The sequence below is a fragment of the Blastococcus brunescens genome (genome assembly GCF_035320885.1).
GTDB classification, from domain to species: Bacteria; Actinomycetota; Actinomycetes; order Mycobacteriales; family Geodermatophilaceae; genus Blastococcus_B; species Blastococcus_B brunescens.
In genome coordinates this window covers 2,814,528-2,836,608 of record NZ_CP141261.1, presented here as the reverse complement: position 1 = coordinate 2,836,608, position 22,081 = coordinate 2,814,528, and the positions used below count along the sequence as shown (strand labels likewise).

29 protein-coding genes and 3 pseudogenes are annotated in these 22,081 nt (G+C 73.3%); 21 read left to right on the top strand and 11 right to left on the bottom strand.

Features of this window, described 5'->3' with window-relative positions; translation table 11 throughout:
• Window positions 1–365: 365 nt before the first annotated feature.
• The 6 genes and pseudogenes from U6N30_RS18950 to U6N30_RS18925 all read left to right on the top strand — a co-directional run bounded on the left by U6N30_RS18950 (window position 366) and on the right by U6N30_RS18925 (window position 3,938).
• Window positions 366–605, top strand: coding sequence for a hypothetical protein (locus tag U6N30_RS18950; protein ID WP_324273478.1), 240 nt, complete (start codon window positions 366–368; stop codon window positions 603–605).
• Window positions 606–610: 5 nt separating this feature from the next.
• Window positions 611–1,804, top strand: a pseudogene (locus U6N30_RS35575) (hydantoinase B/oxoprolinase family protein); the annotation flags it as partial.
• A 32-nt stretch (window positions 1,805–1,836) separates the two neighbouring features.
• A complete protein-coding gene (locus tag U6N30_RS35570) occupies window positions 1,837–2,481 on the top strand; it encodes a hydantoinase B/oxoprolinase family protein (protein ID WP_479690518.1) in 645 nt (214 codons plus the stop codon).
• Between the two features lie 50 nt (window positions 2,482–2,531).
• Window positions 2,532–3,101, top strand: coding sequence for an isochorismatase family protein (locus U6N30_RS18935; RefSeq protein ID WP_324273477.1), 570 nt, complete (start codon window positions 2,532–2,534; stop codon window positions 3,099–3,101).
• Window positions 3,102–3,599, top strand: a complete 498-nt coding sequence (locus U6N30_RS18930) for an NUDIX hydrolase (protein WP_324273476.1) — start codon at window positions 3,102–3,104, stop codon at window positions 3,597–3,599.
• A 135-nt stretch (window positions 3,600–3,734) separates the two neighbouring features.
• Window positions 3,735–3,938, top strand: coding sequence for a hypothetical protein (locus U6N30_RS18925; RefSeq protein ID WP_324273475.1), 204 nt, complete (start codon window positions 3,735–3,737; stop codon window positions 3,936–3,938).
• 101 nt (window positions 3,939–4,039) lie between these two features.
• Here U6N30_RS18925 and U6N30_RS18920 read toward each other — a convergent pair whose 3' ends face one another.
• Both U6N30_RS18920 and U6N30_RS18915 read right to left on the bottom strand, forming a co-directional pair.
• The gene (locus tag U6N30_RS18920) at window positions 4,040–4,891 is read right to left on the bottom strand and encodes an MMPL family transporter (protein ID WP_324273474.1); all 852 of its coding nucleotides are present in this window, start codon (window positions 4,889–4,891) and stop codon (window positions 4,040–4,042) included.
• A 244-nt stretch (window positions 4,892–5,135) separates the two neighbouring features.
• Entirely contained in the window at window positions 5,136–6,245 is a 1,110-nt protein-coding gene (locus U6N30_RS18915) for an MMPL family transporter (RefSeq protein WP_324273473.1), read from the bottom strand.
• 103 nt (window positions 6,246–6,348) lie between these two features.
• On the opposite strand from U6N30_RS18915, the pseudogene U6N30_RS34190 reads away from it, so the two are divergent.
• The 3 genes and pseudogenes from U6N30_RS34190 to U6N30_RS18905 all read left to right on the top strand — a co-directional run.
• A pseudogene (locus tag U6N30_RS34190) lies at window positions 6,349–6,543 on the top strand (helix-turn-helix domain-containing protein); the annotation flags it as partial.
• Window positions 6,544–6,665: 122 nt separating this feature from the next.
• On the top strand, window positions 6,666–7,097 hold the full coding sequence (locus tag U6N30_RS34185; RefSeq protein WP_422678127.1) for a TetR-like C-terminal domain-containing protein: 432 nt from the start codon (window positions 6,666–6,668) through the stop codon (window positions 7,095–7,097).
• Window positions 7,098–7,277: 180 nt separating this feature from the next.
• Window positions 7,278–8,252: a ferritin-like domain-containing protein gene (locus tag U6N30_RS18905; RefSeq protein ID WP_324273471.1), complete on the top strand. Its 975-nt coding sequence runs from the start codon at window positions 7,278–7,280 to the stop codon at window positions 8,250–8,252.
• Between the two features lie 579 nt (window positions 8,253–8,831).
• On the opposite strand, the gene U6N30_RS18900 is transcribed toward U6N30_RS18905, so the two are convergent.
• Together U6N30_RS18900 and U6N30_RS18895 are read right to left on the bottom strand one after the other, a co-directional pair.
• Window positions 8,832–9,113 carry a DUF427 domain-containing protein gene (locus U6N30_RS18900; protein WP_324273470.1) on the bottom strand — a complete coding sequence of 94 codons (282 nt, stop codon included), beginning with the start codon at window positions 9,111–9,113 and terminating at the stop codon, window positions 8,832–8,834.
• A gap of 529 nt (window positions 9,114–9,642) precedes the next feature.
• Window positions 9,643–9,909 (bottom strand): PaaI family thioesterase, encoded by a 267-nt coding sequence (locus U6N30_RS18895; protein WP_324273469.1) that lies wholly within the window; start codon window positions 9,907–9,909, stop codon window positions 9,643–9,645.
• Window positions 9,910–10,170: 261 nt separating this feature from the next.
• Here U6N30_RS18895 and U6N30_RS18890 point away from each other — a divergent pair, with 261 nt between their 5' ends.
• On the top strand, window positions 10,171–11,064 hold the full coding sequence (locus U6N30_RS18890; RefSeq protein ID WP_324273468.1) for a potassium channel family protein: 894 nt from the start codon (window positions 10,171–10,173) through the stop codon (window positions 11,062–11,064).
• On the opposite strand, the gene U6N30_RS18885 is transcribed toward U6N30_RS18890, so the two are convergent.
• Window positions 11,043–11,720, bottom strand: a complete 678-nt coding sequence (locus tag U6N30_RS18885; RefSeq protein ID WP_324273467.1) for a hypothetical protein — start codon at window positions 11,718–11,720, stop codon at window positions 11,043–11,045. The two genes, U6N30_RS18890 and U6N30_RS18885, sit on opposite strands and share 22 nt — an antisense overlap.
• A gap of 184 nt (window positions 11,721–11,904) precedes the next feature.
• Between U6N30_RS18885 and U6N30_RS18880 the strand changes: the two genes are divergently transcribed.
• From U6N30_RS18880 to U6N30_RS18870, 3 genes are read left to right on the top strand one after another with little or no spacing between them, the layout of a single operon-like run.
• Window positions 11,905–12,330 carry a YciI family protein gene (locus U6N30_RS18880; protein WP_324273466.1) on the top strand — a complete coding sequence of 142 codons (426 nt, stop codon included), beginning with the start codon at window positions 11,905–11,907 and terminating at the stop codon, window positions 12,328–12,330.
• Between the two features lie 55 nt (window positions 12,331–12,385).
• Window positions 12,386–12,994, top strand: coding sequence for an RNA polymerase sigma factor (locus tag U6N30_RS18875; RefSeq protein WP_324273465.1), 609 nt, complete (start codon window positions 12,386–12,388; stop codon window positions 12,992–12,994).
• 26 nt (window positions 12,995–13,020) lie between these two features.
• Complete coding sequence (locus tag U6N30_RS18870) at window positions 13,021–13,632, top strand: RNA polymerase sigma factor (RefSeq protein WP_324273464.1); 612 nt, start codon at window positions 13,021–13,023, stop codon at window positions 13,630–13,632.
• 107 nt (window positions 13,633–13,739) lie between these two features.
• Here the strand turns inward: U6N30_RS18870 and U6N30_RS34180 are convergent.
• The 4 genes and pseudogenes from U6N30_RS34180 to U6N30_RS18850 form a co-directional block, all read right to left on the bottom strand.
• Window positions 13,740–14,147, bottom strand: a pseudogene (locus U6N30_RS34180) (SRPBCC family protein); the annotation flags it as partial.
• Window positions 14,066–14,341 carry a hypothetical protein gene (locus U6N30_RS18860; RefSeq protein ID WP_324273462.1) on the bottom strand — a complete coding sequence of 92 codons (276 nt, stop codon included), beginning with the start codon at window positions 14,339–14,341 and terminating at the stop codon, window positions 14,066–14,068. The gene U6N30_RS18860 and the pseudogene U6N30_RS34180, both read right to left, overlap by 82 nt.
• A complete protein-coding gene (locus U6N30_RS18855; protein WP_324273461.1) occupies window positions 14,263–14,781 on the bottom strand; it encodes a TetR/AcrR family transcriptional regulator in 519 nt (172 codons plus the stop codon). Before U6N30_RS18855 ends, U6N30_RS18860 begins: the two co-directional genes overlap by 79 nt.
• A 40-nt stretch (window positions 14,782–14,821) precedes the next feature.
• Window positions 14,822–15,250, bottom strand: coding sequence for a MarR family winged helix-turn-helix transcriptional regulator (locus U6N30_RS18850; RefSeq protein ID WP_324273460.1), 429 nt, complete (start codon window positions 15,248–15,250; stop codon window positions 14,822–14,824).
• A gap of 333 nt (window positions 15,251–15,583) precedes the next feature.
• On the opposite strand from U6N30_RS18850, the gene U6N30_RS18845 reads away from it, so the two are divergent.
• The 3 genes from U6N30_RS18845 to U6N30_RS18835 all read left to right on the top strand — a co-directional run bounded on the left by U6N30_RS18845 (window position 15,584) and on the right by U6N30_RS18835 (window position 17,464).
• On the top strand, window positions 15,584–16,096 hold the full coding sequence (locus tag U6N30_RS18845; protein WP_324273459.1) for a SigE family RNA polymerase sigma factor: 513 nt from the start codon (window positions 15,584–15,586) through the stop codon (window positions 16,094–16,096).
• A complete protein-coding gene (locus U6N30_RS18840; protein WP_324273458.1) occupies window positions 16,093–16,977 on the top strand; it encodes a hypothetical protein in 885 nt (294 codons plus the stop codon). The genes U6N30_RS18845 and U6N30_RS18840 overlap by 4 nt, the downstream gene beginning before the upstream one ends.
• A gap of 79 nt (window positions 16,978–17,056) precedes the next feature.
• Window positions 17,057–17,464 carry a hypothetical protein gene (locus U6N30_RS18835; protein WP_324273457.1) on the top strand — a complete coding sequence of 136 codons (408 nt, stop codon included), beginning with the start codon at window positions 17,057–17,059 and terminating at the stop codon, window positions 17,462–17,464.
• Between the two features lie 7 nt (window positions 17,465–17,471).
• On the opposite strand, the gene U6N30_RS18830 is transcribed toward U6N30_RS18835, so the two are convergent.
• Together U6N30_RS18830 and U6N30_RS18825 are read right to left on the bottom strand one after the other, a co-directional pair.
• Window positions 17,472–17,594, bottom strand: a complete 123-nt coding sequence (locus tag U6N30_RS18830) for a hypothetical protein (protein WP_324273456.1) — start codon at window positions 17,592–17,594, stop codon at window positions 17,472–17,474.
• 193 nt (window positions 17,595–17,787) lie between these two features.
• Window positions 17,788–18,150 carry a GNAT family N-acetyltransferase gene (locus U6N30_RS18825; RefSeq protein WP_324273455.1) on the bottom strand — a complete coding sequence of 121 codons (363 nt, stop codon included), beginning with the start codon at window positions 18,148–18,150 and terminating at the stop codon, window positions 17,788–17,790.
• A gap of 205 nt (window positions 18,151–18,355) precedes the next feature.
• Here U6N30_RS18825 and U6N30_RS18820 point away from each other — a divergent pair, with 205 nt between their 5' ends.
• From U6N30_RS18820 to U6N30_RS18800, 5 genes are all read left to right on the top strand, one after another.
• Entirely contained in the window at window positions 18,356–18,622 is a 267-nt protein-coding gene (locus tag U6N30_RS18820; RefSeq protein ID WP_324273454.1) for a hypothetical protein, read from the top strand.
• Window positions 18,613–19,380: an extracellular solute-binding protein gene (locus U6N30_RS18815; protein ID WP_324273453.1), complete on the top strand. Its 768-nt coding sequence runs from the start codon at window positions 18,613–18,615 to the stop codon at window positions 19,378–19,380. Before U6N30_RS18820 ends, U6N30_RS18815 begins: the two co-directional genes overlap by 10 nt.
• A 186-nt stretch (window positions 19,381–19,566) precedes the next feature.
• Window positions 19,567–20,985: an ABC transporter permease gene (locus tag U6N30_RS18810; RefSeq protein ID WP_324273452.1), complete on the top strand. Its 1,419-nt coding sequence runs from the start codon at window positions 19,567–19,569 to the stop codon at window positions 20,983–20,985.
• The gene (locus tag U6N30_RS18805; RefSeq protein ID WP_324273451.1) at window positions 20,982–21,926 is read left to right on the top strand and encodes an ABC transporter ATP-binding protein; all 945 of its coding nucleotides are present in this window, start codon (window positions 20,982–20,984) and stop codon (window positions 21,924–21,926) included. Before U6N30_RS18810 ends, U6N30_RS18805 begins: the two co-directional genes overlap by 4 nt.
• The gene (locus U6N30_RS18800) at window positions 21,845–22,054 is read left to right on the top strand and encodes a TOBE domain-containing protein (RefSeq protein WP_324273450.1); all 210 of its coding nucleotides are present in this window, start codon (window positions 21,845–21,847) and stop codon (window positions 22,052–22,054) included. Before U6N30_RS18805 ends, U6N30_RS18800 begins: the two co-directional genes overlap by 82 nt.
• The last annotated feature ends 27 nt before the right edge of the window (window positions 22,055–22,081 follow it).

Here is a 22,081-nt window from a genome sequence, read left to right as displayed (position 1 = left end):
ACCGGCCGCCGCGACGAGTCGGCGCGCACCGTGCTGCGCCGCTTCGCCGACCTCAGCGGCGGCGACCTGGTCGGCATCCTCCGTGAGCTGGCCGACGACGCCGGGCAGCGGCTGGCCGACCAGGGCACCGCGCGCGAGGAGCAGACGGTCACCTACCAGGTGGACGTCCGGTACCACGGCCAGGGCTTCGAGATCCCGGTCGTCGTCGACCCCGCCTGGCTCGACGCCCCCGACCAGGCGTTCGGGAAGCTGGGGAGACCTTCGACGCCGAGCACGACCGGCTGTTCTCCTTCCTGCTCGACGTCGACCACGAGCTGGTCAACGCCCGCGCGACGGTCACCGGCCCAAAGCCCGACGTCGCCCCCGTGCGGCTCGAGGACGGCGACGGGGACCCCGGTCCCGCACTCATCACCGAGCACTCGATCCACGTCGGCGGCGAGCAGGTGCCCGCGAACGTCTACGACCGGGCCCGGCTGCGCGCCGGCGACGTCGTGCACGGCCCCGCGATCGTCACCGAGATGGACTCCACGACCCTCGTCCTGCCCGGGCACGCCGCCACCGTGCACCCCTCGGGCTCCCTGCTGATCAACCCGTCGGAGGGCTGAGCGCCATGGCGCAGATCATCGAGACCGCGACCGGCACGATCGAGAAGGGTGCCGTCGACCCGATCACCCTCGACCTCATCGAGAACGGCCTGCGCAACGCCCGCTACGAGATGGACGAGGTCCTCTTCCGGACGGCGCTGTCGCCGGGCATCCGCGAGCAGCACGACGAGTTCCCGCTGATCGCCGACCGCGACGGGAAGATGGTCGTCGGCCAGTTCGGCCTGTCCATCCCGGACTTCCTCGAGGGCTTCGACGGCACCATCGAGGAGGGCGACGTGCTGCTCACCTCGGACCCGTACTCCTGCGGTGCCGCGATCAGTCACGCCAACGACTGGCTGGTCGTCGTCCCGATCTTCCACGAGGGCGGGCTCGTGGGCTGGGCGTCGATGTTCGGGCACATGTCCGACGTGGGCGGCAAGACGCCGTCGTCCATGCCGACCGACGCCACCACCATCTACGAGGAGGGCGTGGTCATCCCGCCCTTCAAGCTCTACCAGCGGGGCGTGGCGAACGAGGACGCGCTGCGGATCATCCTCAACCAGGTCCGCAAGCCCGACTGGAACCGCGCCGATCTCAACGGTCTGGTCGCCGCCTGCCGCACCGCCGCCCGGCGGGTGGAGGAGATGTGCGACCGGTTCGGCACCGGCACCTACCTGTCCGCGCTCGACGCCCTGCTGCAGCGCAACTACGACGCCATGAAGGTGCTGCTGTCGATGGTGTTCGAGGAGGGCCGCACGCTCTCCTTCACCGACTACATCTGCGACGACGGCGTCGGCAACGGCCCGTACGAGCTCACGATGTCGCTCACCCGCACCGGCGACAAGGTGCACATCGACTTCACCGGCTCGTCCCCGCAGGCGGTGGGGCCGATCAACTACTACATCAACGAGAACCTGACCCGGATGTTCTTCGGGATCTACATGATCACCGTGGCCGATCCGCAGATCCTCTGGAACGACGGCTTCTACCCGCTGGTCGACGTCACGATCCCCGACGGCTCGTACTGGAAGCCAAAGTTCCCGGCGGCGTTGTCGGGCCGCAACCACGGCATCGGCCGGGTTTTCGACCTGTTCGGCGGCCTGCTCGGGCAGACCAACCCGGCGCTGCTCAACGCCGCCGGCTTCTCCTCGTCGCCGCACTTCATGTACTCCGGCCACTACTCGGGCGGCGAGCGGAAGGGGAGTGGTTCCAGCTGTACTCGATCGGCTTCGGCGGCATCCCCGGCCGGCCGATGGGCGACGGGCCGGACGGGCACTCGCTGTGGCCCAGCTTCACCAACATCCCGTGCGAGTACCTGGAGTCCTACTACCCGCTGCGGATCGAGCAGTGGGAGACCGTCGCCGACACCGGCGGAGCCGGCCTGCACCGTGGCGGCAACGGCGTCGACGTCGCCTACGTCTTCGAGGAGCCGGGCACGATCGCCATCCACGACGACCGGTGGCTGACCTACCCCTGGGGCGTCAACGGCGGGCACCCCGGTTCCCGCGGCACGAAGTGGCTCGAGCGCGCCGACGGCACCCGCTCGGTGCTGCCCAGCAAGTGCCACGACGTACCGGTCGCGCCGGGCGACGTGCTGCACTTCGTCACCTGGGGCGGCGGCGGCTGGGGCGATCCCCTCGAGCGCGATCCGGAGCTGGTGGCGAAGGAGGTGCGACGGGGCCTGGTGACGGCGAAGGGCGCCGAGTGCTACGGCGTCTGCGTGGACGAGGACGGCGCGGTGGACGCCGAGGCGACCGAGAACCGGCGCGACCAGATGCGCGCCGACCGGCCCGCCGAGCTGCCCGTCTTCGACATGGGACCGCCCCTCGAGGAGCTGCTGGCCCGCTGCGAGGAGGAGACCGGCCTGCCGGCGCCGAAGCGGCCCGTGTGGGTGTGAGTCAGCCGGAGCCGGTCCCCGGCCCGCACGGGTCGGCCTTCTCGGGCCGCGTGGGCTGGGGGTCGCGCCCCGCCGTCGTCGTCATCGACCTCGTCCGGGCCTACACCGAGCCGGACGGCCCGTTCGGGCTCCCCGATCCCGGACCGGCGGTCGAGGCGACGGCGGCGCTGGTCGACGCGGCCCGCTCTGCCGGGCACCCGGTGCTGTGGACCGTCGTCCGGTACCGCCCGGATCTCGCCGACGGTGGGTTGTTCGTCCGCAAGGTGCCCGCCCTGGCCGCCTTCGCCGAGGGCGCCCCGGGCAGCTGGGGCGACCTCACCCTCGCCCCGGGGCCAGGGGAGCCGGTGGTCGTCAAGCAGTACGCCTCGGCCTTCTTCGGGACGTCGCTGGCGCCCACGCTGCACGCGGCGGGTGTGGACACCGTCGTGCTCGCCGGCGTCTCCACCTCCGGGTGCGTCCGGGCCACCGCCATGGACGCGCTCAACTCCGGCTTCCGTCCCCAGGTGGTGCGCGAGGCGTGCGCGGACCGCACGCCGGCGGTGCACGAGAACAACCTCGCCGACCTCGACGCCAAGTACGCCGACGTCGTCGACCTCTCCGAGGCGCTGACGCACCTCTGATTGGCTGGCCCCGTGCCGAGGACGAGTGCGGGGATCCTGCTGTACCGGCGGGGACCGGACGGGCCCGAGGTGCTGCTCGGGCACATGGGCGGCCCGTTCTGGGCGAGGAAGGACGACGGTGCATGGTCGATCCCGAAGGGCGAGCACGGGCCGGACGAGGACCCGCTCGCCGTCGCCCGGCGGGAGTTCGCGGAAGAGCTCGGCTCGCCCGTGCCCGGCGGGGACCTCGTCCCGCTGGGGTCGGCGAAGGTGACCAGCGCCAAGGTGCTCACGGTGTGGGCCGCCGAGGGCGACCTGGACGCCACCGCGATCCGGAGCAACACGTTCCAGCTCGAGTGGCCGCCGCGTTCGGGGCGGCTGCAGGAGTTCCCCGAGATCGACGGGGCGGCCTGGTTCGGTCTCGACGAGGCGCGGGGCAAGCTGCTGACGGGCCAGGTGCCGTTCCTCGACCGGTTGCGGGACGACGTCCTGGGCGACCAGCCGTATCCGTGCCCGTGACGCAGATCTCCGGGTAGGTGACGGTCGGATTACGTGTCGTCCCACGGGTCGAGAACCGTCGAGATCCGTCGTCCCGAGCTGCGATCGTCCCCATCGAACGAGCCCGCGGGGGACGTCCGAGTTCGAGGAGGCACCATGACCTGCACCCACTGCAGCGCCGTCGAGCAGCGTGGCCGGTACTGCGTCGGCTGCGGCAAGCTGCTGCCGCCGTCCGCGCTGCCGGCCCGCCGGGTGCGGCTGGCGCCGCGCCATCTCCTGGACGACGACACCCAGCCGGTCCTCCGGTTCCGGGTGAACCCGCGCCTGTCCGTCGAGAACGAGATGCCGGCGAACGCCTGACCGTCGATCCGGGCGACCGCGTCAGGCAAAGGAACCTTTACCTGCGTCCTGGAGCCGAGAACGCAGGTAAAGGTTCCTTTGCCTGAGGGCAGGCGGATGCTTCAGCGGGCGCCGGCGAGTTCTGGTTCGCGCTGGGGAAGCGGTTCGCCGTCGGACTCGCGGATGCCGTAGCGCGCGTAGAGGCGGCCCAGCGGCCCGGGCGCCCACCAGTTCGCCCGGCCGAGCAGCCGCATGGTGGCCGGCACCAGCAGGATCCGGACGACGGTCGCGTCGACCACGATCGCGATCAGCATGGCGACGCCGATCATCTTGATGAAGGTGATCCCCGACAGCGAGAACGCGCCGATCACCACGAGCAGCAGCAACGCCGCGCTGGTGATGATCCCGCCGGTGCGCTGCAGCCCCGTCGCGACGGCGGTCGTGTTGTCGCCGGTCCGGTCGTACTCCTCCCGGATGCGGGACATGAGGAACACCTCGTAGTCCATCGAGAGCCCGAAGACGATGGCCAGCACCAGGATCGGCTGGGTCGCCTCCACGAACCCGGTCGGCGTGAAGTCCAGGAATCCGGACAGGTTGCCGTCCTGGAAGATCCAGACCAGCGCGCCGAACGAGGCACCCAGCGACAGCACGTTCATCACCACCGCCTTCACCGGCAGCACCAGCGAGCCGAAGGCCAGGAACAGCAGCACGAACGTCGTCGCCACCACGAACAGCGCCATCCAGGGCAGCAGCGAGGCGAGGCTGTCGAGCAGGTCCTCCAGCGCCGCCGTCTGCCCGCCGACGAGCACCTCGCCGCCCTCGGGCGCCGGGACGGCGCGGATCTCGCCGACGAGGTCGCGGGCCTCGGTGGACAGCGGGTCGCCGGCGTAGGCGATGTCGACCCGGGCGGTCTCCCCGGCCGCGCCGGCGATCGTCGCGCCGTCCACCCCCGGCACCGCGGCGACCCGCTCCACGTAGGCCTGCAGCGCGGCTCCGCCCGTGGGGAGTCGACGGCGTCGGGCAGGGTCACGACCGCGTCGATCGGGCCGCGCTCGCTGGGCGGGAAGTCGGCCTTCAGCGTCTCCGACACGACGCGGCTCTCGGTGCCCTCGGGAAGGGCCCGCTCGTCGACCCCGCCGAACTGCACCCGCAGGAAGGGCAGGGCGAGGAACACCAGGACGGCGGTGACGACGACGGCGTAGACGACCGGCCGGCGCATCACGCTGTGCGCGATCCGCGCCCACGCCCCGTGCTCGGCTCCCGCAGAGCTGGCCACGTCCGCGGGGGACGGCGGACGAGCCGCCGGAGCCACGGGCGCACCGACAGCGCGTCGACCTTCGGCCCGAGCATCGCCAGCAGCGCCGGCAGCAGGGTAAGGGCGGCGAGCATGGCGATGAGGACGGCGCTCATCCCGCCGAAGCCCATCGACCGCAGGAACACCTGCGGGAAGATCAGCAGCCCGGCCAGCGAGATCGCGACCGTGATGCCGGAGACGGCCACCGTCCGCCCGGCGGTCGCCATCGTGCGCGCCAGCGCCGTCTCGGTGTCCGGCTGCCGGCGGATCTCCTCGCGGAACCGGCTCACCATGAACAGGCCGTAGTCGATGGCCAACCCCAGGCCGGTGATGGTGACGACGTTGACGGCGAAGATCGAGACGTCGGTGACCATCGAGAAGCCGCGCAGCGCCGCGAACGAGCCGAGGATCGCGACCACGCCGATCGCCAGCGGCAGGCCGGCCGCCGCGAAGCTGCCGAAGATGACGACCAGCAGCACCGCCAGGATCGGCAGCGAGATCATCTCCGCCCGCGCGATGTCGGCGCTCACCTGCTCGTTGATGTCGCGGTTGATCGTCGTCCCGCCGCCGATCTGCGTCTCCAGCCCCTCGGCGGTCAGGTCGTCCTCGATCGCCTCCAGGCCCTCGGTGCGCTGGTCCTCGTCGCCGGCCAGCGTGAGCAGGGCGTAGGTGGCGGTCCGGTCCTCGCTGACCAGCTGGGGCGCGCCGGTGCCGAAGAAGGTCACCGCCTCCTCGACGACGTCGTCCGGGAGCCGCGCCAGGCTCTCCTCGACGGCGGAGGCGTAGGCACCGTCGTCGACGGTCAGCCCGTCGCTGGAGTACAGGACGACGACGTCGCCGCCGCCGCGACCGAGCTCCCGCTCGGCGACCTCGCCGGCCTGCGAGCTCTCGCTGTCGGGATCCTCGAACCCGCCGCCGGTCATGGCGCCGAAGACCCCGGTTCCCCAGATCCCGGCGAAGGCGAGGAACGCCAGCGCCAGTGCCACCACCCAGCGACGGCGGCGGTACATCACCCGGCCGAGGGCCTCGAACATGGCGTCTCCAGTGCTAGCGTCGGTCCGGCAGTGAACGGTGTTAGCGAACGGCGATCACTCTGCTAACGGTGTTCACACCTGTCAAGAGAAATGACGAGGAACGATGACCGAACTGCCGGCCGAGCCGCTGAGCCGCCGTGATCGCGCGCGCGCCGACACGGTGCGCGAGATCCGCGCGACGGCGCGCAAGGTGCTCGTCGACCAGGGGGTCGACGGTCTGGCCCTGCGCGCGGTCGCCCGCGAGATGGGCATGACCGCGCCCGGGCTCTACCGCTACTTCGCCAGCCGCGAGGACCTGGTCGAGCACGTCGTCGCCGACATCTACGACGAGCTCAGCGACGAGCTCGAGGCCGTGCGCGACGCCACCGAGCCGGCGAGCCCTCCGGCGCAACTGCTCGCCGTCGCCCGGGCCTTCCGCACCTGGGCAACCACGCACCACCCGGAGTTCGGCCTGCTGTTCGGCAGCGCGGGGAGCGGCTGCTGCCCTCCGGCGAGGTCGACGAGAGCAGGCCCGCGCGGGTCGCCGGAGCGCGCTTCGGTGGGGTCTTCGCCGAACTGGTCGCGCGGATCTACCTCGAGCGCGGCTTCGCCGTGCCGGCCGACGACGACATCGAGCCGGAGCTGCAGCAGCAGCTGCAGGCGTGGTGCGCGAAGCTCCCGGTCCCGCTGCCGCTGGGCGTGGTGCACGTCTTCCTGTCCTGCTGGATCCGGCTCTACGGGATGGTCTGCATGGAGGTCTTCGGCCACCTGCGCTTCGCGCTGGACGACGCCGCACCGATGTTCGAGGCCGAGCTGCGAGCCCTGAGCGAGGTGCTGGGCGTGTCGGCGGAGTACCGCCCGCCGTCCGGGTGAGCACCCAGGACGCCGTGACGGGGCTCACTGCTAGCAATCCGCTTGCTGGAGTTAGCACCCTGGATCCGCGGGGCATGGAGAGGACCGTCAGCGCAAGGACCCCGCTGCCCCCGGCCCTCGCGAGCTCGCGCCGGGACCCTGCACCGGGGCCATCCAGATCCCAGGAGTTGTTCCTTCGTCATGACCGACACCACCAGCAAGCTCATCAACCAGCTGCGCGCCCTCGTTCTGCTCACGCAGACCGAGGAGCAGGTCGCACGCACCCGCATCTCGCAGGCCCGCACCGAGGCCGTGCGCCGCGAGCTCACCGAGAACGCCGAGAACGCCGCGGCCCGCACCCTGGAGATCACCGAGCAGCTCCGCTCGCTCGGTGGCGTCCCGGACGTCGTCACCCCGGCCGTCGGCCGCCTCTCGGCGACGCTGAAGGCCACCTTCGAGCAGGCCGCCCCGTTCGAGGAGGCGCTGTTCACCGACCTGCAGCTCGAGCACCAGCTGCTCGACCGCGCCACCTACGTCAAGGTGCTGGCCGACCAGGCCGGCAAGACCGACGTGCGCAAGCTCGCCGAGAAGCTCGTCGACGCCCACAAGGCGACCGTCGAGTGGCTGACCGTCGTCCTCGCCGAGGAGGCCATGGGCGGCCCCGTCGCCCTCGTGCCGACCCCGGTGCAGAAGGTCGCCGGCGGCGTGGCCCGTGCGGTCAACGCCCCCGTCCGCTTCTGGGCCAACACGGTCAACAACGCCGTCGACACGGTCAAGCACGCCGGTGAGGAGACCTCCGACCGGTTCTCCGCCGTCACCGACCGCGCCGCCGCGCTGACCGACGCCGTCCGCGAGAGCCTGACCGCCGGCCGCAGCGCCACGCTGCGCCGCGCCGAGCAGGTCGCTGCCCGCGAGGGCAACAAGGACGCCGCCGAGGCCGCCAAGTCCGCCCGCGAAGAGCTCGGCGACGTCTCCGCCGACGAGCTGCCGATCAAGAACTACGACAACCTCTCGGTGGGCGACGCCATCAAGGCCATCAAGGGCCTGAAGGAGCCGCGCGACATCCACGTGGTCATCAACTACGAGGAGGCCCACAAGAACCGGGCCAACGTCGCGAGCGCCGCGCAGACCCAGCTGGCCGCCCTGGCCAAGGAGGCCGTGGGCGTCTCCAGCTGAACCACGTGACGCCGCAAGGGCCCGCACCCCGCAAGGGGTGCGGGCCCTTCCGCGTGTGCGCCCGGGTCCGCTCCGTAGCGCCCCGCTGGGGTACCGGGGGGTATCGAGGGTCACCCGGGGCGGGAGTTTGGCGCGCCGGGACGGGCGGGGAAGTCTGCGGGTATGAGCATCACCCCGGAGGTCCTCGAAGCGGAGTTCTCGCTTTCGACGGCCGCGACCCGACTCGACTTCCTCAGCAGACGCGACAGCGGAGAGACCACCCTCAACACCGTCCGGCAGCAGGACGACGACGACTGGGCGTCCTCGCTCAAGGACGTCGACACATCCCTGGACACCTACGAGGCACTGGAGCTCCTGGCGCTCGGCGAGGTGGTCGCGCGCAAGGCGCACGACAGCCAGCTGATCGGCATCCGGGCGGCCCTGCGCGGCGGTGCCGGGTGGGAGGAGATCGGGACGGCGCTGGGCACCACGCCCGACACCGCCTACGACTCCTTCCAGGAGGCGATCGCCCGCCAGCTGGACGCCGACGCCGCCTCCGCGGCCCGGGAACTGGCCGGCGCCCGCCCCGCTGACCGCGGGTCAGCGGATCTCGACGCCCTTCCAGAAGGCCACCCGCCCGGCGATCTCCTGCGCGGCATCCTTCGGCTCGGGGTAGTACCAGGCGGCGGCCCCGTTGACCTGACCGCCGACCTCGAGGTCGAAGTAGGACGCGGTGCCCTTCCAGGGGCAGACTGTCTGCTTCGCCGACGGACGCAGCACGTCCTCGCGGACGGCGTCGCGCGGGAAGTAGGCGTTGCCCTCGACGGTCACGATGTCGTCGGACTCGGCGACGACGGTTCCGTTCCAGCTCGCGGTGGTCATGCCCCGATGGTCCTCCGGTTCCGTCACCGGGACCAGCTCACCAGCGGAGGGGTACATCTCCCGCGACTGCGCCGTGCGGCAGGCCCGGCAGTGGCCCCAGCTGACGATGCTCAGCGGGGTTGTGGCCGCGCCGCACTCGGGGCAGTCGACGGATTCCGCCGCATGGGCCCGTGCCTCGGTGATCTCCTTCGAGCGCTCCTCGTGGATCGTCTGGTCGCCCCGGCAGGGGCAGCCCAGATGGGCTTCGGCGCAGCGTCCGGACCGCATAACGACGGGGTGCCTCCCAGGCAGCAGAGATGTCGTCCTCGACGCTACTCAGGTGCGCCAGCCCCGCGTCCCCCGCACGGGTCCTCCGTCACCGGCCGGTCGACGTGTCGACAGGTCGACATGGCGACCGGCGGCCGGCCGGTTCAGGGGTGCAGCAGGGCGAAGGTCGCGACGGCGTGGACCAGGCTCTTCCCGTCCTGCTCGACGTCGGCCTCGGTGACCGTCAGGTGCTCGCCGCGGGTCCGCAGCCGCGCCGTGACGGTCAGGTCGCCGGGCTTCCCGGCCGCAGGTAGGTGACGGTCAACTGGCTGGTCGCCGGCACGTCGCCGGCGTCGACCGCGGAACGCACGGCGGCACCCATCGCGGTGTCGACGAGCGTCGCGAGGACGCCGCCGTGCAGCGCGCCCGCCTGGTTGAGGTGCTCCTCCAGCACCGTGAAGCTCATCCGGGCCGACCCGTCGTCGGCGACCTCCGCCCGCGCGCCGAGCTGCTCGGCGAAACCGCCCTGACCTGCCCCGTCGTCGCTCATGCGGCCGTCCCTACCCGGGTCCCGGCCGCTCACGCGGACCGGTGCCCCGGGGTGGGTGAGGTGGTCGGGACGACGGGAACGCATCGTTACCGCATCGAGGCCTGGAGGGTTCCGCGTCGGGCCGGGGCGCGCGCGCCAGCGGCGATCTGACCTCCGTTCCTCGTCCGGGTGCCCCGCCGGTCCACCGGCGGGGCACTCGTCGTCCGGGGGCGGCACACCCTCGGGAGGCCCCGGGCGCGCTGGTTTGGCAGGCTCGACCCGATGGCGTACTGGGCGGACTGGCTGATCACCGGCGCCGGGGTCGTGCTCGTCCTCGTCGCGCTGCGGGACATCTTCCACACCATCTGGCACCCGAGCGGCCGCGGTGACCTGAGCCACCTCGTCATGCGCGGCCTCTGGCGGCTCGGTCAGCGCCGGCGCGAGCGCGGCACGGCGGGAGTGCTGACCGGCCCGATCGCCCTGGCCCTGGTGATCGGGATGTGGCTGTTGCTGCTCATCGGGGGCGGTGCGCTGGTGTACGCGCCGCACCTGCCCGAAGGGTTCGTCTACCAGAGCGGTCTGGACGTGAGCGAGCGCAGCCAGGTGCTCGACGCGGTCTACCTGTCCACGGTCACGCTCGCCACGCTCGGCTTCGGCGACATCGTCCCGGCGGCGGGCTGGCTGCGGATCGCCGTCCCGGTGCAGGCGCTGATCGGCTTCGCGCTGCTCACCGGATCGGTGACCTGGGTGCTGCAGGTGTACCCCGCCCTCATCCGCCGCCGCTCGCTCGCCGTGCGGCTCGCGCAGCTGCGCACGGTGCCCGCGGAGGACCTGCTGCACGACCCGGGGTCGACGCTGGCCGCGCCGCTGCTCGACGGCCTCGCGGGCGGGCTGGTCCAGGCCCGGGTCGACGTGACCCAGTACAACGAGACGTACTACTTCCGCGACGGCATGGAGGATGCGTCGCTGCCGGCCATGCTGTCCGTCGCGTCCCGCCTTGGCGCGGCAGGCCGATTGGCGCCGCGGAAGGACGTCCGCCTGGCCGCCGGCTTGCTCGCCACCGCGATCGACGACTTCGCGCACGTGCTCGACGAGCAGTTCCTGGGAGTGGGTGGGTCGACCGCGGACATCCTCACCGCCTACGCGCGGGCCCATCACCACGGCGGTGAGGGCTGAGCCACCGCCGCATCCGACCGGTTGCGGTCCAGGAAGTAGGCGCCCAGGGCGCCGGCCACGGTGGCGAAGACGGCGACCGAGTAGACGGCCAGGACGACGTCGAGGAAGCGCGCCAGCCCACCGGGGGCCGAGAGCGGTTCCCCGCTGACGGTCGCCAGCGCGGCGTCGTGGAGGGCCGGGCCGTAGCTGTCATAGGCGCCCACGACGTACAGCAGCTGGCTCGATGCCAGGACGACGACACCGGTGATCGCGGTCAGCCAGCCGATCCGTCCCGTGAGGAGCCGGCCGGCCGAGCGCGACCCGCGGACCGCCGCGGACAGCACCCCGCCCACGCGCGCGGCCCGCAGGAACGTGAGCGCCCGGGCGAACCGGAGGAACGGCACCGCCAGGAAGATCACCTGCCACCAGTTCCGGGCCCAGAACCGGCGCTTGTCCGTGGCCTTCAGCGCCCGGTAGGCGAACTCGGCCACGAAGACCGCCCAGGCCAGCCAGCCGAGCACGGTCAGCGTCGTCACCAGCCAGGCCTCCCGGGCCAGCGACTGGCCGAGGACGACCAGCACGAACACCAGGCCGAGCACGCCCATCGGCTTGTCCAGCCTGCGGGCCAGTCCTTCGGTCTCGGGGGCGTGGTCCGGCTTCGGTGGCGGGCGGTCCATGCTCTGCGCCTACCCACGAGGGTGCGCGCACCCCGTGGGACGCCGTTCGACCACCATCGAGAAAAATGTCGGGAGGACGTGTCGATCCAGGTGCCGGTCGTTCGACGTGTCAGTAGAGCGGGGTTCGCGCCGGTCGCGACGATCGGCCTCCGCTCACCGGACAGGACACGAAGGAGAACCAGCGATGCGGTTCATGGTGATCGTCAAGGCGACCGAGGACAGCGAGAAGGGTGCGCTGCCGAGCACAGGCATGCTCGAGGCGATGGGTGCCTACAACGAGGAGCTGGTGAAGGCCGGCATCATGCTCGACGGCGACGGCCTGCGGCCGAGCAGGCACGGCGCCCGGGTGCAGTTCGACGAGGCCGGCAACGCCACCGTCATCGACGGGCCGTTCACCGAGACCAAGGAGCTGGTCTCGGGGTACTGGGTGTTCGAGGTCTCCTCCCGGGAGGAGGCGATCGAGTGGGCGCGCAAGGCGCCGTTCCGCGGTGGCGAGCTCGAGATCCGCCCGTTCTCCACGGCGGAGGACTTCGGCGAGGCCTTCACCCCCGAGCTCCAGGAGCAGGAGAACGCGCTGCGCGAGACCGTCGCCCAGCAGCGGGGCGAGTGACCGGCGAGTGGCCACCCCACCGGCCCGGACGGCGTCGACCGCGGACCTGCACCGCGTGGTCGACGCCGTCTGGCGCATGGAGTCCGCCCGCATCGTCGGTGCCCTGACCCGCGTGACCGGAGACGTCGGACTGGCCGAGGACCTGGCGCAGGACGCCCTGGTCGCGGCCCTCGAGCAGTGGCAGGACACCGGCGTGCCGGCCAAGCCGGGGGCGTGGCTGATGGCCGCCGCCAAGCACCGGGCGATCGACTCCTTCCGGAGGGCGCAGAACCTCCAGCGCAAGACGGAGGAGCTCGGTCGGGATCTCGTGGACCGCGAGGACGTCGAGGAGGACTGGGCCGCCGCGCTCGACGAGGTCGTCGAGGACGACGTCCTGCGGCTGGTGTTCATCGCCTGCCACCCGGTGCTCTCGCGGGAGGCCCGCGTGGCCCTCACGCTGCGGCTGGTCGGCGGTCTGGCGACCGACGAGATCGCCCGGGCGTTCCTCGTGCCGGAGAAGACGCTCGCGCAGCGGATCGTGCGCGCCAAGCGCACCCTGACCGCCGCCCACGTGCCGTTCGAGACACCGGCCGGGCCCGAGTTCAGCGCCCGGGTCGGCTCGGTCCTCGAGGTGCTCTACCTCATCTTCAACGAGGGGTACTCGGCGACGGCGGGGAGGACCTGATCCGCCCGTCGCTGTGCCAGGAGGCCATGCGGCTCGGCCGGATCCTGGCGGGGCTGGTGCCCGGGGAGCCGGAGGTGCACGGGCTGGTGGCGCTCATGGAGATCCAGGCGTCGCGGCTGGCAGCCCGGGTCGGGCCCGACGGCCAGGCGATCACCCTGACCGACCAGAACCGCGCGGCCTGGGACCGGGTCCTCATCGGACGTGGGCTGGCCGCCCTGCGGCGCGCCGAGGAGGTCGGCGAGGTGCTCGGCCCGTACGCGCTGCAGGCGTCGATCGCCGCCTGCCACGCGCGCGCGACCAGCGTGGAGGACACCGACTGGGTGCGGATCGCCGCGCTGTACGAGGCGCTGGCGGGGCTCACCCGCTCGCCGGTGGTCGAGCTCAACCGCGCGGTGGCCGTCTCGCGCGCGTACGGCGCCGAGTCCGGCCTGGAGCTGGTCGACGCGCTGAGCGAGGACCGTGCGCTCGCCGGGTACCACCTCCTCCCCACCGTGCGCGGCGACCTGCTCGAGCAGCTGGGACGACGGGACGAGGCGCGCGCGGAGTTCGAGCGGGCCGCGGACATGACCCGCAACGAGCGGGAGCGCACCCTCCTGCTCCAGCGGGCAGCCGCGTGCGCCCGGGAGCTGGGCACCTGAGGGCGGACTTGGCCCTGTCCGCCCTCAGGAGGCGTCGGGGAGCCCGCCTCGGCAGCCGTCCGCAGCCGGTCCAGGGTGGTCCGCATCCCGGCGTTCAGGGCCCCGCGCCGGTCGCGGTCGCCGAAGATCCGCTCGATCACGAACCAGCCGATCCGGCTCACCGGCCGCTCCACCTCGTAGCTCTCGACCACCCGCGTGCCGCCGTCGACCCGTTCGAAGCGGTAGCGCCAGGTGATCGTGCCGGCGAACGGTTCGGTGCGGGTGACGGCGAATGCCCGGCCGGGCTCCGCCACCGTCACGACCGGCCGGTTCTTCCAGCTCTTGCCCCGCGCGTTGGTGTTGACCGCCTCGAAGCGCGCGCCGACCGCCGGGCCGGTGGCGCCGTCCAGCCAGCGGCAGCTGCTGATCTCGGGGCTGAACTCGGGCGTCCGGGTCACGTCGGCGACGAGGTCGTAGACGACCTCGGGCGGGGCTGCGACGACCGTGCTGACCTCGTCGCGGTCCAGTGTCTGCATGGCGACTCCTCAGGGGGATAGGCGGAGAGGAACTGGTCGATCGCGGTGTCGGTGAGCCGGCTGAAGACGCCGTCGGCGAAGGAGGTGCCCGGCTGGTTGGCCAGCTGCTGGGAGATCAGCCCGCCCAGGACGACGGTCCAGAGGCGGACCGCGACGTCGGAGTCGGCCGCCGGCGCCAGCTGGCCGAGCCGCACGGATTCGGCGAACACCGCCCGCACGTCGGCCATCTCCTCGACCGCCGGCTCGAACACGGTGGGGAGGGCTCGAAGCCCGGGACCGGGCGCCAGTGCAGCAGCTGGGCGAGCGCCGGGTGCTCGACCGCCCAGCGCACGACGGCCCGGCCGCCGGCGCGGAGAGCCGCCACACCCCGGGCGTCGCCGACGGCGGCGCGGACGGCGGCCTGCTGGGTCGCCAGACCGCGGGCGAACAGTGCGTCGTACAACGCGTGCCGGCTGGGGAAGTACTTGTACAGCGACGGTCCGCGGATCCCCATGCGCCGGGCCACCTCCGTGACCGTCAGCGCACCGACACCCTCCTCGGTCATCAGGGCGAGAGCGTGGTCCAGCGCCTCGTCGCGCACGGCGGCCCGGCGGCGCTCGATCCGCGTCGGCGGAAGGCTCTGCTCCGTAGCCACGGCTAGAGGGTGTAGCCGGAATGGGCGCCCGTCAAGGGGTTCAGTCCGGGCGGGCGTTCTCCGCCAGCTGGGCGAGCACGCGGCGCAGCTCCGCCACGTCGCCGTCGGTCAGGCCGGCGCGCAGCCGGCCGTCGAAGGAGGCCGCGGCCCGGCGGAGCCGCAGGAACAGCTGGCGGCCGGGTTCCGTCACGGTGACGACCTGCACCCGGCGGTTGCCGTCCGCCCGCTCCCGGATGACGAGGCCGGCGCGCTCCATCGCGTCGAGGTGATGGGTGAGCGTGGGCTGGCGCACCCCGATGGCGGCGGCCAGGTCGGCCTGCGTGCGGTGCGAGCCCGCCTCCAGCGCGCGGAGCACCTGCCAGGCGGGTGCGGAGCCGCCCGCGGCGACGAGCACGTCGTCGAAGGACCGGCTCAATTCCTTGGCCGCGCGGCCGATCAGAAGGCTGAGCGACTCCTCGTCAGGCGGCACCAGTGCAGCTTAGACGTCTAATCGTTAGACGTCTCATCCTCCTGGAGGGGCTCGACCCGCCGCAGGAAGGACCGGATCGCCAGGTGGTGGGAGAGGGGATCCCGGTGCCCGTCGCAGGCGGCCCAGACCTTCTCGCGGTCCGGGGTGTGCACCCGGGGTTGTTCCAGACCAGCCGCCACCGGGCCGCGGCCCGGCAGCCCTTGGCGGAGCACAGCGCGTTCTCGTCCTGCGGCTCGTCCACGACACCAGTGTGGCGTCCCGATCTCGCGCACCCGTCCTGTCAACCTTCCGGAACCCCCGCGGCGTGTAAGGGGTGGACGGGAGAGGAGCGCGGTGGACATCGACGCTGAGGCGGGGTTCCGCGAGTTCGTGGTGCACCGGAGGGCCGGGCTCCTGCGGACGGCTTACCTGCTGACCGGGGACGACGGCCACGCGGAGGACCTCGTGCAGACCGCGCTGCTCAAGACCTACCGGCACTGGAACCGCATCGCCGCGCAGGGCGAGCCGATCGCGTACGTGCGCCGGGTCCTCGTGACGACCGCGACGAGTTGGCGGCGGCGGCTCCTCTCGACCGAGCAGGTCATGGACGCCGTCCCCGAGCAGGCCCACTACGACCGCTACCCGGAGAGGAGCGCCGCCGTGATCGACGCCCTCCACGCCCTGCCCCCGCGGATGCGCGCGGTGGTCGTCCTCCGCTTCTACGAGGACCTGACCGAGGCGCAGACCGCCGAGCTGCTCGGCTGCTCCGTCGGCACCGTCAAGACCCAGTCGTCCCGGGCGATGACCCGGCTCCGGTCGGCGCTCGCCGCCGACCCCGCCCTGCGACCCACCGGAGGTGTGGCGTGACCGAGGACGAACTGCGCGACCTGCTGCACGGCGCCGCCGGCCGCGGCGGTGTCGCGCTGCTGGACGACGACACCGCGGTGGACGCCGTCGTGGAGACGGCCGCGACCCAGCGACGGCGCCGGACCGCCGTGCTCGCCGTGGCCGCCTGCCTCGCGCTGATCGCCGTGACGGTGCCCACGGTCTGGCCCTCCGGCCGCACCGCGCCCGACCGGGAGGTCGCCTCGGCGTCGGCCGCGGTGCTGGAGTGGCCGGTGCGCGGCTCGCTCGCCGACGACACGGCCGCTCTCGAGGCGGTTCGGGGACTGGACTGGAGCGAACCACTGTGGGCGCCGGCGATCGAGAACCGCCGGGTGGCGTACCTGGGCGACGTCGAGGGCAGCCGGCGCGCGCTGGTGGTCGGCCGCACCGACGTGAGCGGCGCGGTGACCGGGCAGTGGTTCACCGGCGCGCCCGGCGCCGATCCCGCGACGCTCGTCGCGGAGGGCGCCGTCGAGCGGCTCGAGGACGCCGCCTCGGCGAGCCACGTCGCCGCCCCGGGGGACGTGCTCGTCGTCCTGACCGCGCCCGACGACGCCGTCGAGCTCTCGCCCCGCGTCGAGGTGGGGGCCGACGGGTCGGTGGCTCGTGACTTCGCGCCGGTGGAGACCGACGACGGCGTGGCCGTCACCGGCGTCGACCGGCCCACGGTCCACGGCAGCGCCGGGCTCTACCGGGTGCTCCGCGACGGCGCCGTCGTCGAGAGCCGGCCGGTGCCGGTCAGTTTCGGCGGCGAGCACGTGTGGGACCCGCCGCTGCTCGCCCCGCTGGACCCGGCCGGCGAGGAACCGGTGCCGGAGGCGGTCGACCTGGCGCTGCAGGGGTGCTGGCGCAGACCGGGCTGACCCGGGAGCAGGTGCGGCTGGACCTGCTGTTCTCCGGGCCGCTGCCGGGGGTGAGGGTGCCGACGGGGTGGTGCTGGCGGTGACGCTGCCGAACGGGGCGGTCGTGGTGAGCGTCGCCTGGGCCGACATGCAGCCCTCGGGGTCGGGCACCGGGCGAGGGTGCGGCATGCAGGCACATCCGGCCGGCACACCGCTCGACACGCTGGGCGCCGCCGTCGTCTGTGAGGTCGAGCTCTCGGACGGCGGCGAGGGTCCGACCCTGCTGATGTACGGCGCGGGCGGCGTCGCCCGGTACACGGTCACCGGCCGCGACGGGACGGGCGCGGAGGCCGGTGTCGGCATGACGGGCTTCCTCGTCACCCGGCCCGCCCCGGAGAACGGGGTGATGCGCCTCGACCTCGTCGACGGAGGCAGCCGCGAGTGGGCGGTCGTCGGGCGCAGCCCGGACGAGATCGTGGACCGGGCGGGGTGGGGCGCCCTGGACTGACCGGGGTCTACGGCAGGCGCTGCAGGAGCGTCCGGGCGACCGCCACGGCGGCGGGATCGGGCGCGTCGGCCGCCGCGCGCAGCCACGCGGCCAGCGGTGTCGCCAGAGCGGGGAGAGGGCCGAGATCCACGCCGCGGTGCGTCGACGGGCCTCGGCGACGTGCTCGGTGCCGCCGTCCGCCGCGTGCGCGATCACCTCCGGCCGGGAGGCCAGCAGGCCGCCGAGCCGCCAGTCGCCCGGGGTGGTCCGGGCGGCCAGGGTCTCGAGCCGGTCGGCCGCCGTCCGGAGCAGCGTTGCGTCTTCCCGAGCCATGTCGTCCGCGGTCACGACGGCTCGCGCCGCATCGGCACGTGCGGGATGCCGTCCTCGATGTAGCCCGGACCGCTGAGCCGGAAGCCGAACTGCTCGTACCAGCCCTGGAGGTGGGCCTGGGCGCCGAGCGTCACGGGGAAGCCGTCGCAGAGGGCGATGCCCTCGTGCATCAGGCGGGCCGCCAGGCCCTGGCCGCGGAAGCCCGCCGCGGTCGCCACCCGGCCGATCGCCCTGGTCGCGCCGTCGTCGAGGACCCGGATCGTCGCCGCGACCTCGCCGTCGGACTCGACCCACAGGTGCACGGTCGCCGGTTCGGTGTCCCGGCCGTCCAGCTCGGGATAGGGGCACTCCTGCTCGACGACGAAGACGTCCACCCGCAGCCGGCACAGGGCGTAGACCTCGAAAGGGGTCAGCTCGGCGAACAGCGCCCGGCGCAGGGAGGGGAGGTCATGCCCCAGTTGTAGCCGACGGCCCGGAGGTGGGTGCCGATCGCGTGTCCGGCGGGAGGCGCATCATGATTAGGTGTGCCTTGCCTACAGGCGAGGTCGAGCACCGGGCGAACGCAGGAGGAACCACGACGTGAGCATGTCCCGCCGGGCGATCGGCACCGTCCTGACCGCGGCCGGGGTGCTGGGCGCCGGAACGGCGTGCGGCAACTCCGCGGCGTCCGACGAGGGCGGGGCGCTCACCGTCTACAGCGCCCAGCACGAGAGCCTGGTCCGCACGATGGTCGAGGGCTTCACCGAGGAGACCGGCATCGAGCTGGAGTTCCGCGACGCCAACGACTCCGAGCTGGCCAACCAGATCGTGCAGGAGGGGAGGCCTCGCCGGCCGACGTGTTCCTGACCGAGAACAGCCCGGCGATCGCCGTCGTCGACGAGGCGGGCCTCCTCGAGCCGATCGACGCGGGGACCCTGGACCAGGTCGAGGCGGCCTACCGGCCGGCGTCGGGCACCTGGGTCGGGTTCGCCGCCCGGTCGACCGCGCTCATCCACAACCCGTCGGAGATCGCCGAGGACGAGCTCCCGGCGTCGATGCTCGACCTCGCCGACCCGGAGTGGCAGGGCCGTGTCGCCATCGCCGCCGGGGGCGCGGACTTCCAGGCGATCGTCAGCGCCGTGCTGGCGCTGGAGGGCGAGGACGCCACCCGCGAGTGGCTGACCGGCCTGGAGCGCAACGCCGAGATCTACTCGAGCAACACCGCGATCATGAAGGCCGTCGACGAGGGCGAGGTCCCGGTCGGCATCACCTACCACTACTACTGGTTCCGCGACCAGGCCCAGGACGGCCTCGTCGGCGACGACGCCGAGCTGCACTACTTCCGCAACCAGGACGCGGGCGCGTTCGTCAGCGTCTCCGGGGCCGCGGTGCTCGCCTCGTCCGACCAGAAGGACGACGCCCAGCGCCTGGTCGAGTGGCTGACCAGCCGCGAGGCGCAGGAGCGGCTGGCCGGCAGCACGGCGCTGGAGTACGCCGTCGGCGTCGGGGTGCCCTCCGCCGAGGAGCTCCCGCCGCTGGCCGAGCTGCAGGCGCCCGCGGTCGATCCCGGTTCGCTCGATGCCCCGACGGTCACCGAGCTGATGCAGGAGGTCGGCCTCCTCTGAGCACACCCACGCTGCCGGTCCCGGGCCCCGGGGCGCCGGTCGTCCCGGCGGCCCGGGGTTCGCGGCCGTCCGCGTCGCCCGCCCGCCCCTCCGCCGCTCGCCGATCACCCTGGCGCTGGCCGTGGGAGTGGCGGCGCTGGCGCTGCTGCCGCTGGGCTACATCGCCTGGTACACCGCCGACCTCGGGTGGGACGGCGTGCGCGACCTGGTGCTGCGGCCGCGGGTGGGGAGCTGCTGTGGAACACCGTCCGGCTGGCCGTGGGCACGGTGCTGTGCTGCGCGGCGCTCGGTGTCGGGGCGGCCTGGCTGGTCGAGCGCTCGTCCGTGCCGGCCCGCCGCGTGTGGCACGTGCTGCTCGTCGCGCCGCTCGCGGTGCCGGCCTTCGTGAACAGCTACGCGTGGATCTCGCTGCAGCCGGGCCTGGACACCTACGCCGGTGCGCTGCTGGTCGTGACGCTCTCCTACTTCCCGTTCGTCTACCTGCCGGTCGCCGCGGCCTTCCGCGGGCTGGACCCGGCGCTCGAGGACACCGCCCGCGGGCTGGGCCTGTCCAGCTGGGCGGTGTTCCGCCGGGTGCAGCTGCCGCAGCTCCGGGTGGCCCTGCTGGGCGGCAGCCTGCTGGTCGCCCTGCACCTGCTCGCCGAGTTCGGCGCGCTGCAGATGCTGCGCTACCCGACCTTCACCACGGCCATCTACGACCAGTACCGCGCCACGTTCAACGGGCCGGGCGCCACCATGCTGGCCGGGGTCCTCGTCCTGCTCTGCCTCGGCCTGCTGCTGGCCGAGATCCGGCTGCGCGGCCGCCGCGGCTACGCCCGCACCGCCCGCGGCGCCGCCCGGCCCCTCCGGCCGGTCGCCCTGCGGGGGCTGACCGCGCCGGCCCTGCTCGCGCTGGGCACGCTCGTCGGGCTCGCCCTCGTCGTGCCGCTGGGCAGCCTCGCCTACTGGCTGACCAGCGGTCGTCCGGCGAGCGTCGACTGGGCGGCGCTGACCACCACGACGGGGACGACGCTGGCGCTGGCCACCGCTGCCGCCGTCGTCACCACCGCGATGGCGCTGCCCACCGGCTGGCTCGCCGTCCGGGCCCGCGGGCGCCTCTCGACCCTGCTCGAGCGGAGCACCTACCTCGGCAGCTCGGTACCCGGCATCGTGGTCGCCCTGGCCCTGGTCACGCTCAGCATCCGGGCGACGCCGTGGCTGTACCAGACCGTTCCGGTGCTGCTGGCCGCCTACGCGATCCTGTTCCTGCCCCGGGCGATCGTTCCGGTCCGGTCGGCGGTCGAGCAGGCTCCGCCGCTGTACGACGACGTCGCGGCGTCCCTCGGCTCGTCGGCGCCCGACCGGCTGCGCCGCATCACGCTGCCGCTGCTGGCGCCGGGCATCGGCGCCGGTGCCGCGCTGGTGTTCCTCGCCGTCGTCACCGAGCTGACCGCGACGCTGCTGCTGGCCCCGACGGGAACGACCACCCTGGCGACCGCGTTCTGGTCGGCCAGCAGCTCGCTGGAGTACGGCGCGGCGGCGCCCTACGCCGTGGTCATGGTGCTGCTGTCCGCTCCCGCCACCGTGCTGCTGTCCCGAGATGCCCGACGAGGACCGACCCCATGAGCTCGCTGACCGTCACGGCCCTCACCAAGGCCTTCGGCGCCACCCCGGTCCTCACCGGGGTGGACCTGCACGTGCCCGAGGGGAGCCTCACCGCGCTGCTGGGTCCCTCGGGCTGCGGCAAGACGACGCTGCTGCGCCTTGTCGCCGGCTTCGAGGACCCCGACTCCGGCACCGTCGCACTGGCCGACCGCATCGTGGCAGGCGAGGGGCGCAGCGTCGCCGCGCGGCGACGGGGCATCGGGTTCGTGCCGCAGGAGGGCGGGCTCTTCCCGCACCTGACCGTGGCCGGCAACATCAGCTTCGGGCTGCCCCGGGGACAGCGGCGCGACGGCGGCCGGGTCGGTGAGCTGCTCCGGCTCGTGGGCCTGGACCCCTCGCTGGCCGACCGCTCGCCGCACCAGCTCTCCGGCGGGCAGCAGCAACGCGTCGCCCTGGCCCGCGCCCTGGCGCCCGCGCCGTCGCTGGTGCTCCTCGACGAGCCGTTCTCCTCCCTGGACGCCGGGCTGCGCGAGGAGACCCGGCAGGCGGTCTCCGCGGCCCTCGCCGCGACCGGGGCGACCGCGGTGCTTGTCACCCACGACCAGGCCGAGGCGCTGTCGATGGCCGACCAGGTGGCGGTGCTCCGCAGCGGCCGGCTCGTGCAGCTCACCGATCCGCGCACGCTGTACCGCAGCCCGAGCGACCTCGACGTCGCCACCTTCGTCGGCGAGGCGGTCGTGCTGGACGCCGACGTGAGGGGCGGCACCGCGCACTGCGCCCTGGGCGCGGTGCCGTGCGAGGGGCGGTGGCCGACGGCCGGGCCCGGGTGCTCCTGCGCCCGGAGCAGCTGCGGCTGGCGTCGGCCGGGCAGGCCGGCGCCGTGGTCGCCCGGGTCCGCGGCGTCGACTTCTACGGCCACGACTCGCGCGTCCGCCTGGCCCTCTCCGACGGGGCCACGGTGAGCGCGCGCGTCGACGGCGCAGACCTGCCGGCGGTCGGTGACGACGTCGTGGTGACGGTGCGGGGGATCGCGCTGGCGTTCCCCGTGGATGCGGCGGGCCGCTCGGCTCCGTTGCAGCCCTCCGTCTGAGGGTCCGGTCCACCGCGCCGAGACCAG

Bases quoted from the DNA above. Each gene is read 5' to 3' on its own strand.
- U6N30_RS18905 (WP_324273471.1), top strand. From the start codon at position 7,278: ATGACCGACACCACCAGCAAGCTCATCAACCAGCTGCGCGCCCTCGTT.
- U6N30_RS18890 (WP_324273468.1), top strand. From the start codon at position 10,171: ATGGCGTACTGGGCGGACTGGCTGATCACCGGCGCCGGGGTCGTGCTC.
- U6N30_RS18900 (WP_324273470.1), bottom strand. From the start codon at position 9,113: ATGACCACCGCGAGCTGGAACGGAACCGTCGTCGCCGAGTCCGACGAC.
- U6N30_RS18885 (WP_324273467.1), bottom strand. From the start codon at position 11,720: ATGGACCGCCCGCCACCGAAGCCGGACCACGCCCCCGAGACCGAAGGA.
- U6N30_RS18870 (WP_324273464.1), top strand. From the start codon at position 13,021: ATGCGGCTCGGCCGGATCCTGGCGGGGCTGGTGCCCGGGGAGCCGGAG.
- U6N30_RS18915 (WP_324273473.1), bottom strand. From the start codon at position 6,245: ATGTTCGAGGCCCTCGGCCGGGTGATGTACCGCCGCCGTCGCTGGGTG.
- U6N30_RS18925 (WP_324273475.1), top strand. From the start codon at position 3,735: ATGACCTGCACCCACTGCAGCGCCGTCGAGCAGCGTGGCCGGTACTGC.
- U6N30_RS18880 (WP_324273466.1), top strand. From the start codon at position 11,905: ATGCGGTTCATGGTGATCGTCAAGGCGACCGAGGACAGCGAGAAGGGT.
- U6N30_RS18805 (WP_324273451.1), top strand. From the start codon at position 20,982: ATGAGCTCGCTGACCGTCACGGCCCTCACCAAGGCCTTCGGCGCCACC.
- U6N30_RS35570 (WP_479690518.1), top strand. From the start codon at position 1,837: ATGGGCGACGGGCCGGACGGGCACTCGCTGTGGCCCAGCTTCACCAAC.
- U6N30_RS18895 (WP_324273469.1), bottom strand. From the start codon at position 9,909: ATGAGCGACGACGGGGCAGGTCAGGGCGGTTTCGCCGAGCAGCTCGGC.